The following is a 12,839-nucleotide window of genomic DNA, read 5'->3' as shown; positions in this document are numbered from 1 at the left end:
TTTACTGTGTAAAGGAACGTTTAATACGTTCCTTATTTCTTGTTTCGGAGGAAATGTATTGGAAAAGAAACGTCAAAATGAGAACCAATCGAATGTAGTATCGTTCATTCCAACAGGCGACTATTATTATAAAAAATCAATTCAAGCTATGAACAGTGGACAAATGAATAAAGCCTATAAATATTTGCAGCGTGCAGTAGATCTTAGTCCCGATGATCCAATGATTATCTTGCAGCTAGCCATTGTAGAGTTAGAAGGTCAACGTTTTGAAGAAGCGTATGATCTGCTTCGTCATGCATATCAAATTGATCCGGATAATCCAGAAATTATTTTTTATATGGCAGAAGTGTCAGGTTGTGTGGGAATCATGCAGGATGCTAAACGCTTTGCTGAGGAGTATTTGCAGCTTGAACCTGAGGGTGCTTATGCGGATGAAGCAGCAGAAATATTAGAATTTGTCGCATTCGAGCAAGATGATTTTGAGGAGCTTGAAGGATCTGGTGAGGATTTATATCGTCAGGAACAAGCTCGCCGCCATATGGAAAAAGGCGACTTTCCTGAAGCTATTAATATTTTAGAAGATTTAATTGAAGATCGGCCAGCCTTTTGGTCAGCCTATAATAATCTTGCACTTGCTTATTTTTATGTTGGGGAAGAGGAACAGGCGAAGGCTCTCTTACATACGGTACTGCGTGAAAATAAGGGAAACTTACATGCACTTTGTAACTTAACGGTAATTGCCTATTACGAAAAGAATGAAGAGGATCTACAGGAACTATTAAATATCCTTGTTAAAATTCAGCCATATACATGGGAGCATCGTTATAAACTAGGTGCTACATTAGCCTTAATAGGGCAATATGAATTAGCCTTTAAATGGTTGCGTAGTATGCAAAAAAGAGGGTATGTAGGAGATGCAGGATTTTACTTCTGGTTATCACATGCTGCTTATTTTTCAGGGCATGAGGAGATTTCCAAAAGTGCTTGGGGTCAACTACTAGAGTTAGACCCAGATAAAGAAGGCTTTGAACCTTGGCGCCAACATGACAATGAATTTGCGCTTGACGCATTAGAACATGATCGCGATTTTATAGTTGGAAAATTAGAAAGTAGCTATTCAAGTGAGCGTATCTTTGGATTGTTTTTATTGAAGGAAACAGCTCATAAGCAAGAAATAATCGCCCATCCTAAATTGGTCAATATTGAACAATTAGGTTCATTTGAGAAATTATTTTTAGCTTATGCACTTGGTCATGAATTTGATAAGAAAAACAAAATAGAGGCAAGCTTTTTACGTGCTGTTCATGTGCCGGAAATTTTATTAGAGCAGTATGGCAAATTATCAACAATGATTGTACCAATGTTTCAAATGTGGTTTGTCCTGTGCGAACAAGCTCTAAATAAAAATTACCGTTTCACAAATCCTGTAGCGATTGCAGGTGCAAATGATTATTTATTTAGATCTTCACAGATGCTTAAAGTGACAAAAAAGGAAATAGCTCAACAATATGGAGTATCTGTTGCCACTTTAACGAAGTATATTGATGAAATGTTAGCCTTTTTACCAAACAGTCATAATTAGTGTGTGAGCAACATAGTTGAATAACTTTATACTTTCACATACGATGAACATACTAACGTTATCATTAATTTGCCCTGGCGGCATTGCATTTGAATTTTTATCCTTGCTAGTTGCCAAGGGTTTATCTTCATCCCCTTTATTGTAAGTTGGGATCTTAAGTAGGTGACGTTACACTTTCACTACTATTTGTTGAATGAAGATAAAAAGTATTCTGTTTAGGGGGAAGTATTTATGTCGGAAGAAAAAATTTATGATGTAGTAATCATTGGTGCAGGTCCAGCTGGGATGACTGCTGCTGTCTATACATCACGTGCCAATCTGTCAACACTTATGATAGAACGAGGAATCCCTGGTGGGCAAATGGCCAATACAGAGGAAGTAGAAAACTATCCTGGTTTTGATACAATTTTAGGGCCAGAGCTTTCTACTAAAATGTTTGATCATGCTAAAAAATTTGGTGCTGAATATGCCTATGGTGATGTAACAGAAATCATCGATGGGGAAGAATATAAAACAATTAAATCAGGTACAAAAGAATATAAAACACGTGCCATTATTATTACTACTGGTGCAGAGTATAAAAAAATGGGTGTGCCTGGTGAAAAAGAACTTGGCGGCCGTGGTGTCAGCTACTGTGCAGTTTGTGATGGTGCGTTCTTTAAACAAAAAAATCTTGTAGTTGTTGGTGGGGGAGATTCTGCTGTAGAAGAGGGCGTATATTTAACACGCTTTGCTGATAAAGTAACAATTGTCCACCGTCGTGATAAATTACGAGCACAAAAAATTCTACAAGATCGTGCCTTTGCAAATGACAAAATTGATTTCATTTGGAATGCAACAGTAAAAGAAATTAATGAAGCTAATGGTAAAGTTGGCAGTGTAACACTGCAATCTACTTTAGATGGAACTGAATCAGAGTTTGAAACAGATGGTGTGTTTGTGTATATTGGTATGCTACCTTTAACAAAACCATTCGAATCTTTAGGGATTTTAAATGATGCTGGGTATATTTTGACAAACAATAATATGGAAACAACAATCCCAGGTATTTTTGCAGCTGGAGATGTACGTGAAAAATCACTTCGTCAAATTGTTACAGCGACTGGTGATGGCAGTATTGCTGCACAAGCTGTACAGCATTATGTAGAAGAGCTATTAGAGAAAATTAATGCATAACATGGCTATTTTTAGGAAAAAAATACAATTTTAATGTGGTTTTAATATTGTTGTAACTTGAATGACATATAAAAGGTGTATGATTAAAAATGTAATTAGCAATCCCCCTTTTATTTTGTTTAGTAGGTTGTTTCCACCTCAATTGGGTGGGAGCAACCTACTTTTTTATTTGTATGGATCGTGAAAAAAACGTGAGCTTTGCACCCAATTAATGTGTAGCTCTTGAATAAAACTAAATTGTTAAATGTCTAGGTATGAGAGTTGTAAATGAGGACAAATCTTGCAAGGTCTTGCTATAATGGAGAGTAGAATGCAAAAGTGATTAGAGGTGTGCCTATGCAAAGAATTGCAAATTTAATTGCCGTAAAAGACGGTAAAGTATTATTACTCCAAAAACCAAGACGAGGTTGGTACGTTGCTCCTGGTGGAAAAATGGAAAGCGGAGAGTCAATCTTTGAAGCAGCTATACGTGAATTTCAAGAAGAGACAAATGTTATACCTCTAAATGTTCACCTAAAGGGTGTTTATACGATGGTCATTATAGAAAATAATGAAGTCGTAGATGAATGGATGCTTTATACATTCGTTGCTAAAGATGTAGAAGGTATACCATTTGTAGAAACTAGAGAAGGTAAACTTGCATGGCACCCAGTTGAGGATTTAGCACATTTGCCAATGGCTGAAGGAGATCGCACTAATTTACAATTTGCTGTTTCGCAATCAGGTATTCAGTATGGCACGTTTGACTATACAACGAATTTTGAATTACTACATCAAAAAATACAAATATCAAAAGAACAATAAAGGAGTTGCATGACAGTGGTGGTTGAAGGCCAACAAAGTACACATGAATTGGTTATTATTACAGGAATGTCTGGGGCTGGAAAGACCGTAGCTATTCAAAGCTTTGAAGATTTAGGGTATTACTGTATTGATAATTTACCACCGGCGTTACTTACAACTTTTTTAACTCTGCTAAGAGATTCTGGAAAAAATAGTACGCGTATTGCGGCTGTAATGGATATGCGTGGAGGCAACTTTTTTGATGCGCTTATAGGGGCATTAGACCATATACTAAAAGAAGGCGATATTGTTGCTCGTATTTTATTTTTAGATGCTGACGATGCCACACTAGTAAGACGCTATAAAGAAACAAGAAGGGCCCATCCATTGGCAGTAAACGGTTTACCTTTAGATGGCATTAAACAAGAACGAGCGCTTTTATCGGTAGTAAAGGGCCGTGCTAATTTTGTTTATAACACATCTAACATGAAACCAAAGCAATTGCGTGAAAAGATTGTCAAGGAATTTGCTAGTGATGCAGATACTATTTTTACCGTTAACATCATGTCCTTTGGCTTTAAGCACGGTATGCCAATTGATGCAGATTTAGTATTTGATGTTCGTTTTCTTAAAAATCCATATTATGTGGAAGAGCTACGTCCAAAGACAGGTCTTCAAACAGAAGTATCCTCTTATGTTTTAGCTTTGGAAGATACGCAAATACTCATACAAAAACTAACAGATTTGTTCGACTTTATGATTCCTCTTTATCGACAAGAAGGTAAATCGCAACTTGTCATTGCTTTTGGTTGTACAGGCGGTCAACATCGTTCAGTAACCTTAGCAGAATTTTTTGGGGCCTATTTAGCCGGCAAAGAAAATACGGTTATTACGCATCGTGATATTAATCGTAGAAAGGAATGAGTGAATGGGGAAAAAGCAAACAAAGCTTGTGGTAATAGGTGGTGGCACAGGTCTATCTACATTACTTCGTGGACTGAAGCACCACCCGTTTGATATCACTGCCATTGTGACAGTAGCAGATGATGGGGGCTCTTCAGGCCGTTTACGCGATGACTATGATATCCCACCACCTGGTGATGTTCGTAATGTCATTGCAGCATTATCAGATATTGAACCGCTAGTGGAGCAGATGTTTCAATATCGTTTTTCAGCATCAGAGGATTTACGTGGTCATTCCTTAGGAAACTTAATGCTAACGGCACTTACTGATATTACCGGAGATTTTAGTCATGCTATAAGTGAGATGGGGAAGGTTTTAAAAGTGCATGGCCGCGTGATACCAGCAGCCAATAAAAAAATAAACTTACATGCTGTGCTAGAGGATGGTTCAATCATTGAAGGTGAATCAAAAATTCCAACAGCGACAAAACGCATTGATCGCGTTTTTTTAGTACCTGAAAATGTGAAACCGTTACCAGAAGCTATTCGGGCAATTCAGCGTGCAGACTATATATTAATTGGACCAGGAAGCCTATACACAAGTATTATTCCAAACCTGCTTGTGAAGGCGATTGGCGAAGCTGTTGTAAAAGCAAAAGGAAGAAAAGTGTACGTTTGTAATTTAATGACACAAAAAGGTGAAACAATCTCTTATACAGCAGGTGACCATGTAACAGCCATACATAAGCATGTTGGCGCTTCCTTTATTGATTCGATTTTAGTAAATGATGAAGAACTGCCGAATCCTGTTAAAGAATTGTATAAAGAGGAAAGAGCAGAGCCAGTGACATTTGATGTGGCAAAACTTGAAAGTATGGGATTAGAGGTTATTAGACGTGATATTGCAACAATTCGTCCGGATGGGACGGTACGACATAATGCTACGAATGTTGCAGAGTGGCTGGTAGATTATGCTGGTCTTTACCATCAACCAGTAAGAGGACCAATAATAGAAACATAAAGTGTTAATTGTATATGGTAAGATGAACATATACATAGAAATTATGATTGAAAGGGGGGCGTGATATGTCTTTTGCTTCTGAAACCAAAAAAGAATTAACCCAAATAGAAGCGGACGATCATTGTATGAAAGCAGAAGTATCTGCCCTAATTCGTATGAATGGTTCATTATCCTTTGCTAATAAACAACTAAGCTTGGACGTGCAAACTGAAAACGCTGCAATTGCAAGAAGACTATATACGATTATGAAAAAGTTGTATCCGTACAATGTAGAATTACTAGTTCGCAAGAAAATGCGATTGAAAAAAAATAACGTATATATTTGTCGTGTAAGAGAAGGGGCACGCGAGCTGTTAATTGATTTAGAAATCATCTCAGACGACTTTCAATTTAATCATACGATCTCTAGAAAGCTCATTAAAAAGAATGGTCAAAAAAGAGCCTATTTAAGAGGTGCATTTTTAGCAGGAGGCTCTGTCAATAACCCAGAAACATCAGCCTACCATTTAGAGATCTATTCTTTATATAAAGAACATGGTGAGGCATTGATGGATTTAATGAATGAATTTGAACTCAATGCCAAAACAATCGAACGCAAAAAAGGCTTTGTTACTTATTTAAAGGAAGCGGAAAAAATTTCAGATTTCCTTAATATTGTTGGTGCCCATCAGGCAATGATGAAATTTGAGGATGTTCGGATATTGCGAGACATGCGCAATAGTGTTAACCGTATTGTGAACTGTGAAACGGCCAATTTAAACAAAACAATAGGAGCAGCATTACGACAGGTAGAGAATATTCGATTTATTGAAAATTCAATTGGTCTTGACCAACTACCAGAGAAGCTTCGTGAAATAGCACGATTACGTGTAGAGTACCAAGATGTTACGCTAAAAGAGCTTGGTGAAATGGTTTCCAGTGGTACTGTCAGCAAATCAGGTGTAAACCATCGATTAAGAAAAATCGATGAAATTGCGGATGCATTAAGACGCGGTGAAAAAATAGGTGGTTAAGTTTTCATACTTTTCAGGTATGAATGTCATGCGTAATCGCTTATTGTTCTTTTGCTAGTAAGTAAGGTAAGATAAAACTAATAGATGAACGGTAGTGAAGGGGAGTTTTGAGAATGATCGAGAGAAGAGTCCAGGTTAAATTAAAATTAGGACTACAAGCTAGACAAGCGGCACTATTTGTGCAGGAAGCAAATCGTTTCAGTGCGGATATCTTCCTAGAAAAAGATGAAAAAAAAGTAAATGCCAAGTCGATTATGGGTGTCATGAGCTTAGCTGTTGCTAAAGGTACAGAAGTTACTTTAAGTAGTGAAGGCAATGATGCTGAGCAAGCGGTTTCAGCGTTAGCAACCATTATTGAAAATGAAGATTAACCATCAATCGTATGTTAATCAAATAAAAAAGACCTCACAGAGCTATTCTGTGAGGTCTTCTACTATTATTTAGTATCGCTACGGTGCATAATGTGATCGATTAAACCATATTCTTTTGCACGTTCAGCTGTCATGAAGTTATCGCGGTCAGTATCTCTTGCAATGACTTCAAGTGGTTGACCAGTGCGTTCAGATAAAATGCCGTTTAATTTTTCACGTAAGAATAGAATACGTTTAGCAGCAATTTCAATTTCTGTTGCTTGACCTTGTGCACCACCTAGTGGTTGGTGAATCATTACTTCCGCATTTGGTAATGCAAAACGTTTACCAGGTTCACCTGCAGCAAGTAGGAATGCACCCATAGATGCTGCCATACCAATACAAATTGTTTGTACTTGTGGCTTAATAATTTGCATTGTGTCATAAATAGCCATACCAGCCGTAATTGATCCACCTGGTGAATTAATGTAAAGAGAAATGTCTTTATCTGGATCTTCTGCTTGTAGGAAAAGGAGCTGTGCGACAATTGAGTTAGCAACATTGTCGTCAATAGCACTTCCTAAAAGGATAATACGGTCTTTAAGTAGACGTGAGTAAATGTCATATGCACGTTCACCACGACTTGTTTGTTCAATAACTGTAGGAATTAAATTCATGTTAAATCCTCCTTCAAAAAACTAAATTCGAATACCTTTGCTGAAATTTTCATTGTTATTTCAGCTGTAACCTTATCATACACATTATAGTCAGGGAAGGTCAAATATTAACCCTGCTAAAGTGAAATTAATTAAATAAAAAAAAATCCATTCTTTTTGCATTCTATGGTTGAATTATATGTGATACGTTTGTATAATGAGTAAGGTTATAAGTTTAAAGTACAAGTCACTGTTTTGCAGGTATGCTTCAAAATGAGGATTATCTACATCATGCTTTTTGGAAGCCTAGAGTGAGTACTTTTTTTTTTGCCCTCGTGGTGTAATGGATAACACGTAAGATTCCGGTTCTTGCACTGGGGGTTCGATTCCCTCCGAGGGCGCCATTTTACTGAATATTTATATACTGTTATAGCTCAATCTCCTAATAAGTAGTTTAGCAGCCTGCTTAGTGGGGATCGAGGGGAAAAGTAATGGGAATGCTGCCCTAGTTGGCATTATTCCCCTATTTATTCCTTTCAAACCTTCAAAAAAGCAACAACTCCAAATTATTTTTTAGTGAACATACTGTACGTGGTGGCTAGTAATAGTCGAAAAAAGGAATCCTTTCTGAGGGGATTCCTTTTTTTTTGCCAAAATTTATCGAATTTCGGCATTGTTTTAATTGTATATATATTAGTTTTAGGTTTAATTTCTTGTTATTTATACTTATTTTTTCTATTTAAATGATTTAATCATTAATTAATATGAAAAAATATTTAGTTTTATGCGAAAAGTTGTTGTGTAAATACTATAATGTTAATATAATTGACCTAATAGTCTAACATTTCCGAATTGCGAAAAATAATACGCATGTTGGAAAATATCGAAATAGGGGGAAATGCAATGAAAAAAACAGTATGGATGTTACTTATGGTTATAGCAGCTCTAACTTTAGCACTTGCAGGATGCGGCACAAAAGACAATTCATCTTCGGGTAGTACACCTTCAGAAGATGGTGGAGATGGCAAGAAAGTTTATAAAGTAGGTACAGAAGCAACTTTTGCACCGTTTGAGTCTGTTAACGATACAGGTAAAATTGTGGGGATTGATGTTGATATTTTAAATGCAATCGCTGATGAAATGGACTTTGAAGTAGAATGGAAAAATATTGGCTGGGAGCCAGTTTTCCAAACAATTAAAAACGGTGAAACAGATATTGGTGCTTCAGGGATTACAATTACAGATGAGCGCAAAGAATCATTTGACTTTACTGACCCTTACTATGAATCTCAATTACTAATTGTTGTGAAAGAAGATTCAAAGATTAAATCATTAGATGAATTAAAAGATAAAAAGGTTTCTGTACAAATTAATGCTACTGGTCATATGGCAGCTAAAAAGCTACAAGGTGAAGCAAGTACAAATATTATGGCTTTTGAAAGCCAACCAATCGCGATTCAAGAGATGTTAAATGGTAACGTTGATGCAGCTATTGGAGATAATGCAGTAGTGTACGAATATATTAAAGCGCATCCAGATCAAAAAATTAAAATCATTCAAGATGATGCATTCGAAAAAGAATACTATGGCTTTATGGTTCAAAAGGGGAACAAAGAACTATTAGACAAACTAAATGAAGGTCTAAAAAAGATTAAAGAAAACGGTAAATTAAAAGAAATTACAGGCTCTGATTTCGAGTAATAAAATGGTGATGTCCTAGCATAGGTCACTATGCTAGCGGCTCATTTAATTTACGTAACTTTAAAGGGGAAATGGGGTTTTCGGATGGACATCTTTGACCTACGCTGGGACATTGTCTGGAACTACCGAGATATGTTTATACGAGGTATTGGCGTAACACTTATTTTGACACTTAGTGGTTATTTTGGCGGTATTCTTTTAGGACTATTTTTAGGACTAGGAAAATTATCAAGTAAAAAATGGATATATTGGCCATCAAAGTTATATATCGATTTATTCCGCGGAACACCAATGCTTGTTCAAATTTTATTAATACACTTAGCCGTTATTCCAACAATTTTTGGTCATTCTTTAGGGTATATGGTTTCAGGGATTGCAGCGCTTATTTTAAACTGTGCTGCTTACAACGCGGAAATTTTCCGTGCAGGTATTCAAAGTATTGCAAAGGGACAAATGGAGGCTGCTCGTTCTCTTGGACTAACACATAACCAAGCGATGCGTAAGGTTATTTTACCACAGGCATTTAGACGTATGATCCCGCCATTAGGGAATGAATTCATAGCATTATTAAAGGATTCCTCACTAGTAACAGTTATTGCAGCACCAGATATTTTATACGCTAGTAAAGTAGTAGCAGGTGCAAGCTTCCGCTTCTGGGAACCGTACATTGTTGCTGCATTATTATATTTAATATTAACTTATGGTGTAACGAAGATTGTCGCATTTATTGAGAAACGATTTAGCAATAGTTATGTCCCTCGTAAGGCAGAAGGGCGGGAAGCAAGATGATAAAAATTGAGAACCTACACAAATATTTTGGTAAGCTAGAGGTATTAAAAGGAATCGATTATGAAATCCAAGAAAAACAAGTTGTTTGTGTAATTGGACCTTCTGGTTCAGGAAAAAGTACTTTTTTACGTTGCATTAATATGCTAGAAGAAGTAACGGATGGTGCTATTTATATTGAAAATGTGAAGATCAATGATCCGAAAACAAATATCAATGCGATTCGAGCAGAAGTTGGTATGGTGTTTCAACAATTTAACCTCTTCCCGCATATGAACGTCATCGATAATGTCACGATGGCACCTATGCAAATTCGTAAAATGAGTCGTTCAGAAGCTGAAGCGCTTGGACATGAGCTGTTAAAAAAGGTGGGTCTCGACAGTAAAGCCTATAATTATCCTGAACAGCTGTCAGGTGGACAACAACAACGTGTAGCCATTGCACGTGCTTTAGCGATGAAGCCAAAGGCCATTTTATTTGATGAGCCTACTTCTGCACTTGATCCTGAAATGGTAAAAGAGGTGCTAGATGTTATGAAAAATCTAGCTGCTGAAGGGATGACAATGATCGTTGTCACACACGAAATGGGCTTTGCTCGTGAAGTTGGTGATCGAGTAGTCTTTATGGATGGTGGCTATATTGTGGAAGAGGGTTTGCCTGAGGAACTATTCGGAAACCCACAAAATGAACGTACTAAAGCATTTTTAGGAAAAGTACTATAATTAGAAAAGGCAGTCCATGATGAGAACTCATCACTATGGACTGCCTTTTGATGTTTAATGAAGGGGATTAGAGGTTGTATCGTATGCATTAAGCATTGTTTGCATATCTTGTTGAGAGTACTGAGGCACTTGATAATAGCCATTTTTATTTTGGTAAATGGATAGTTCGTATGCCATTTCAATACAGTTGGGAATACTATCAGCAACAACACGACGAACAACAGGGTTTGTCGTTTCTGTTGCAGCAGCCGTCATACATTTTGCTGCTCCTTTTTGAGCGCCTAGTAAGAAGCCGGAAATTGCTTCATCATTTATTTCATTGGCATTTTGCATCGGCTTTTTTGGTTGTCCCGGAGATAAGCCGTATTTGAAGTCATTCCCTGTTTCCATTTGGTAACGCCCTGTAGGAACTGATGGATCATGACCCGTTTTAAAGGACTCAACTATTGTGTTATACATGCCCAATGTAAAATTATATTGGCGATCCAAAATGCTGAGTAATTCTTGATCCTTTACATGTGGACGTAAAATAATGGCTTGGTTCATACCGGCGATAATTTCGCCAATTACTTCATGCATGTCCATCATTTCGTGGCCACCATGATTTAGGCTATGTTGTTGATTGAAATTTGTTTGATTTGATGATTCGTTGTAAAACGATTGTGACAAAAAAAACGCCTCCTCATTTAATTTTTGTTGCAGTATTTAGTATGTCAAGCCAAACGAATTTCATACGGTATAAATTCAAAGTCGAAATTGTAGACTAACTATAGGAAATGCAAGTCAAGGAGGTTTTTAAAATGAAGAAATGGTTTGGACCAATTGGGATAATTGTCATCATTCTTATAGTATTTGCACTACTATTGATCCCTAAATATAACAGTTTAGTAACTGGAGAGGAAAATGTAGATTCAAAATGGGCACAAGTTGAAAATCAGCTCCAACGCCGCTATGATTTAATTCCTAATTTGGTTGAATCTGTGAAAGGCTACACGAGTCATGAACAACAGGTGATTGCAGATATTACAGATGCACGAGCTCAAATGGGCAGTGCGAATACACCAGCGCAGCAAGCTGGAGCGAATGATGCTTTAACTGGTGCACTAAGTCGTTTACTGGTAGTCGTTGAAAACTATCCAAACTTAAAAGCAGATGCTAATTTCCGTCAGTTAATGGATGAACTTGCAGGCACTGAAAATCGATTGGCAGTGGCACGCGAAGATTACAATAATGAGGTACAACAATTTAATAAACATGTCAAACGTTTTCCTGGTAATTTAATTGCAGGAATGTTTGGTTTTGAACAAAAAGAATACTTTAAAGCCGCAGCGGGTGCTGATCAAGCACCATCTATTGATTTTAGTCAATCGGGTACACAGTGATGAAGCGTTGTATTATACAGTTAATTATCGTTTGTTCAGTGCTTCTTTTTTGCACGGATCAGACGAAAGCGGCAATGCCGTCACCGATGAAAAATACGTATATACATGATTTTGCTAATGTCTTATCTACAGAGGTAAAACAGGAATTAAACCATTATTCGGAGCAGCTAGATAAAGGTACAGGTGCTGAAATCATGGTCGTAACCATTGACAGTCTTCATGGGCAGGAGCCGAAGATGTATGCTACAAAATTGCTTCGCTCATGGGGCATTGGCGATAAAGAGAAAAATAATGGGGCACTTATACTCGCTACATTTGGACAGGGTGAAGGGAAAAATGATGTGGTGATAGCTGTTGGTCAAGGTTTAGAGGGTCCGTTACCAGACGGTAAATTAGGGCGTATTTTAGATAATGCTTTTTACCCTTTTGCAAGTGAAGGTAATAATGATCAAGCCTTTCAAGCTACATATGCTGAGCTATTTCGTGCTGTCGCAGAAGAGTATAATTGGAATGGTGAATTACCAGCAGGCGCAAATGAGGATGAAGGGATGCCAGTTTGGCTTATGATTGTCATCATTATCATTGTCATCATTATTTCTTCATTCTTTTCGAAAGGTGGCGGAGGACCCCGGGGTAGAGGATACGGTGGTTACCCTGGCGGCTTTGGCGGAGGACGTTCGAGTGGAGGCGGTTTTGGAGGGTTTGGTGGTGGATCTTCAGCAGGCGGAGGGGCAAGCCGGAAATTCTAATACAAATCACAAGCG

Annotated in this window: 14 protein-coding genes and 1 tRNA gene; 13 read left to right on the top strand and 2 right to left on the bottom strand. The window is 37.4% G+C overall.

Features of this window, described 5'->3' with window-relative positions:
- Window positions 1–58: 58 nt before the first annotated feature.
- From AO843_RS10610 to AO843_RS10580, 7 genes are all read left to right on the top strand, one after another.
- Entirely contained in the window at window positions 59–1,582 is a 1,524-nt protein-coding gene (locus tag AO843_RS10610) for a tetratricopeptide repeat protein (protein WP_054611097.1), read from the top strand.
- A gap of 231 nt (window positions 1,583–1,813) precedes the next feature.
- Entirely contained in the window at window positions 1,814–2,758 is a 945-nt protein-coding gene (gene trxB, locus AO843_RS10605) for a thioredoxin-disulfide reductase (RefSeq protein ID WP_054611096.1), read from the top strand.
- A 336-nt stretch (window positions 2,759–3,094) separates the two neighbouring features.
- Window positions 3,095–3,562, top strand: coding sequence for an NUDIX domain-containing protein (locus AO843_RS10600; protein WP_054611095.1), 468 nt, complete (start codon window positions 3,095–3,097; stop codon window positions 3,560–3,562).
- Between the two features lie 9 nt (window positions 3,563–3,571).
- Complete coding sequence (gene rapZ, locus AO843_RS10595; protein ID WP_054611094.1) at window positions 3,572–4,465, top strand: RNase adapter RapZ; 894 nt, start codon at window positions 3,572–3,574, stop codon at window positions 4,463–4,465.
- 4 nt (window positions 4,466–4,469) lie between these two features.
- Window positions 4,470–5,465 carry a gluconeogenesis factor YvcK family protein gene (yvcK, locus tag AO843_RS10590; RefSeq protein WP_054611093.1) on the top strand — a complete coding sequence of 332 codons (996 nt, stop codon included), beginning with the start codon at window positions 4,470–4,472 and terminating at the stop codon, window positions 5,463–5,465.
- Window positions 5,466–5,530: 65 nt separating this feature from the next.
- On the top strand, window positions 5,531–6,478 hold the full coding sequence (gene whiA / locus AO843_RS10585; RefSeq protein ID WP_054611092.1) for a DNA-binding protein WhiA: 948 nt from the start codon (window positions 5,531–5,533) through the stop codon (window positions 6,476–6,478).
- Between the two features lie 113 nt (window positions 6,479–6,591).
- On the top strand, window positions 6,592–6,849 hold the full coding sequence (locus tag AO843_RS10580; RefSeq protein ID WP_054611091.1) for an HPr family phosphocarrier protein: 258 nt from the start codon (window positions 6,592–6,594) through the stop codon (window positions 6,847–6,849).
- 65 nt (window positions 6,850–6,914) lie between these two features.
- Here the strand turns inward: AO843_RS10580 and clpP are convergent, their stop codons facing one another.
- Complete coding sequence (gene clpP, locus AO843_RS10575) at window positions 6,915–7,505, bottom strand: ATP-dependent Clp endopeptidase proteolytic subunit ClpP (RefSeq protein ID WP_054611090.1); 591 nt, start codon at window positions 7,503–7,505, stop codon at window positions 6,915–6,917.
- A gap of 308 nt (window positions 7,506–7,813) precedes the next feature.
- On the opposite strand from clpP, the gene AO843_RS10570 reads away from it, so the two are divergent.
- The 4 genes from AO843_RS10570 to AO843_RS10555 all read left to right on the top strand — a co-directional run bounded on the left by AO843_RS10570 (window position 7,814) and on the right by AO843_RS10555 (window position 10,693).
- A tRNA-Arg gene (locus tag AO843_RS10570) sits at window positions 7,814–7,888 on the top strand.
- A 499-nt stretch (window positions 7,889–8,387) separates the two neighbouring features.
- On the top strand, window positions 8,388–9,185 hold the full coding sequence (locus AO843_RS10565; RefSeq protein ID WP_054611089.1) for a basic amino acid ABC transporter substrate-binding protein: 798 nt from the start codon (window positions 8,388–8,390) through the stop codon (window positions 9,183–9,185).
- An 84-nt stretch (window positions 9,186–9,269) separates the two neighbouring features.
- Window positions 9,270–9,974 carry an amino acid ABC transporter permease gene (locus tag AO843_RS10560; protein ID WP_054611088.1) on the top strand — a complete coding sequence of 235 codons (705 nt, stop codon included), beginning with the start codon at window positions 9,270–9,272 and terminating at the stop codon, window positions 9,972–9,974.
- Window positions 9,971–10,693, top strand: coding sequence for an amino acid ABC transporter ATP-binding protein (locus tag AO843_RS10555; protein WP_054611087.1), 723 nt, complete (start codon window positions 9,971–9,973; stop codon window positions 10,691–10,693). Before AO843_RS10560 ends, AO843_RS10555 begins: the two co-directional genes overlap by 4 nt.
- A gap of 54 nt (window positions 10,694–10,747) precedes the next feature.
- Here the strand turns inward: AO843_RS10555 and AO843_RS10550 are convergent, their stop codons facing one another.
- Window positions 10,748–11,362 carry a spore coat protein gene (locus tag AO843_RS10550; protein ID WP_054611086.1) on the bottom strand — a complete coding sequence of 205 codons (615 nt, stop codon included), beginning with the start codon at window positions 11,360–11,362 and terminating at the stop codon, window positions 10,748–10,750.
- A 131-nt stretch (window positions 11,363–11,493) separates the two neighbouring features.
- On the opposite strand from AO843_RS10550, the gene AO843_RS10545 reads away from it, so the two are divergent.
- On the top strand, window positions 11,494–12,075 hold the full coding sequence (locus AO843_RS10545; protein WP_054611085.1) for a LemA family protein: 582 nt from the start codon (window positions 11,494–11,496) through the stop codon (window positions 12,073–12,075).
- The gene (locus AO843_RS10540; protein WP_054611084.1) at window positions 12,075–12,824 is read left to right on the top strand and encodes a TPM domain-containing protein; all 750 of its coding nucleotides are present in this window, start codon (window positions 12,075–12,077) and stop codon (window positions 12,822–12,824) included. The genes AO843_RS10545 and AO843_RS10540 overlap by 1 nt, the downstream gene beginning before the upstream one ends.
- Window positions 12,825–12,839: the final 15 nt, after the last annotated feature.

The sequence above is a fragment of the Lysinibacillus sp. ZYM-1 genome (genome assembly GCF_001308875.1).
Classification (GTDB): Bacteria; Bacillota; Bacilli; order Bacillales_A; family Planococcaceae; genus Lysinibacillus.
Note: the sequence above shows the minus strand (reverse complement) of the source record. Positions and strands in the feature narration are given on the sequence as shown.

Coding starts and splice junctions, on each gene's coding strand:
- AO843_RS10540 (WP_054611084.1), top strand. CDS start 12,075: ATGAAGCGTTGTATTATACAGTTAATTATCGTTTGTTCAGTGCTTCTT.
- AO843_RS10555 (WP_054611087.1), top strand. CDS start 9,971: ATGATAAAAATTGAGAACCTACACAAATATTTTGGTAAGCTAGAGGTA.
- AO843_RS10580 (WP_054611091.1), top strand. CDS start 6,592: ATGATCGAGAGAAGAGTCCAGGTTAAATTAAAATTAGGACTACAAGCT.
- AO843_RS10565 (WP_054611089.1), top strand. CDS start 8,388: ATGAAAAAAACAGTATGGATGTTACTTATGGTTATAGCAGCTCTAACT.
- AO843_RS10600 (WP_054611095.1), top strand. CDS start 3,095: ATGCAAAGAATTGCAAATTTAATTGCCGTAAAAGACGGTAAAGTATTA.
- rapZ (WP_054611094.1), top strand. CDS start 3,572: ATGACAGTGGTGGTTGAAGGCCAACAAAGTACACATGAATTGGTTATT.
- whiA (WP_054611092.1), top strand. CDS start 5,531: ATGTCTTTTGCTTCTGAAACCAAAAAAGAATTAACCCAAATAGAAGCG.
- AO843_RS10560 (WP_054611088.1), top strand. CDS start 9,270: ATGGACATCTTTGACCTACGCTGGGACATTGTCTGGAACTACCGAGAT.
- trxB (WP_054611096.1), top strand. CDS start 1,814: ATGTCGGAAGAAAAAATTTATGATGTAGTAATCATTGGTGCAGGTCCA.
- AO843_RS10545 (WP_054611085.1), top strand. CDS start 11,494: ATGAAGAAATGGTTTGGACCAATTGGGATAATTGTCATCATTCTTATA.
- clpP (WP_054611090.1), bottom strand. CDS start 7,505: ATGAATTTAATTCCTACAGTTATTGAACAAACAAGTCGTGGTGAACGT.
- yvcK (WP_054611093.1), top strand. CDS start 4,470: ATGGGGAAAAAGCAAACAAAGCTTGTGGTAATAGGTGGTGGCACAGGT.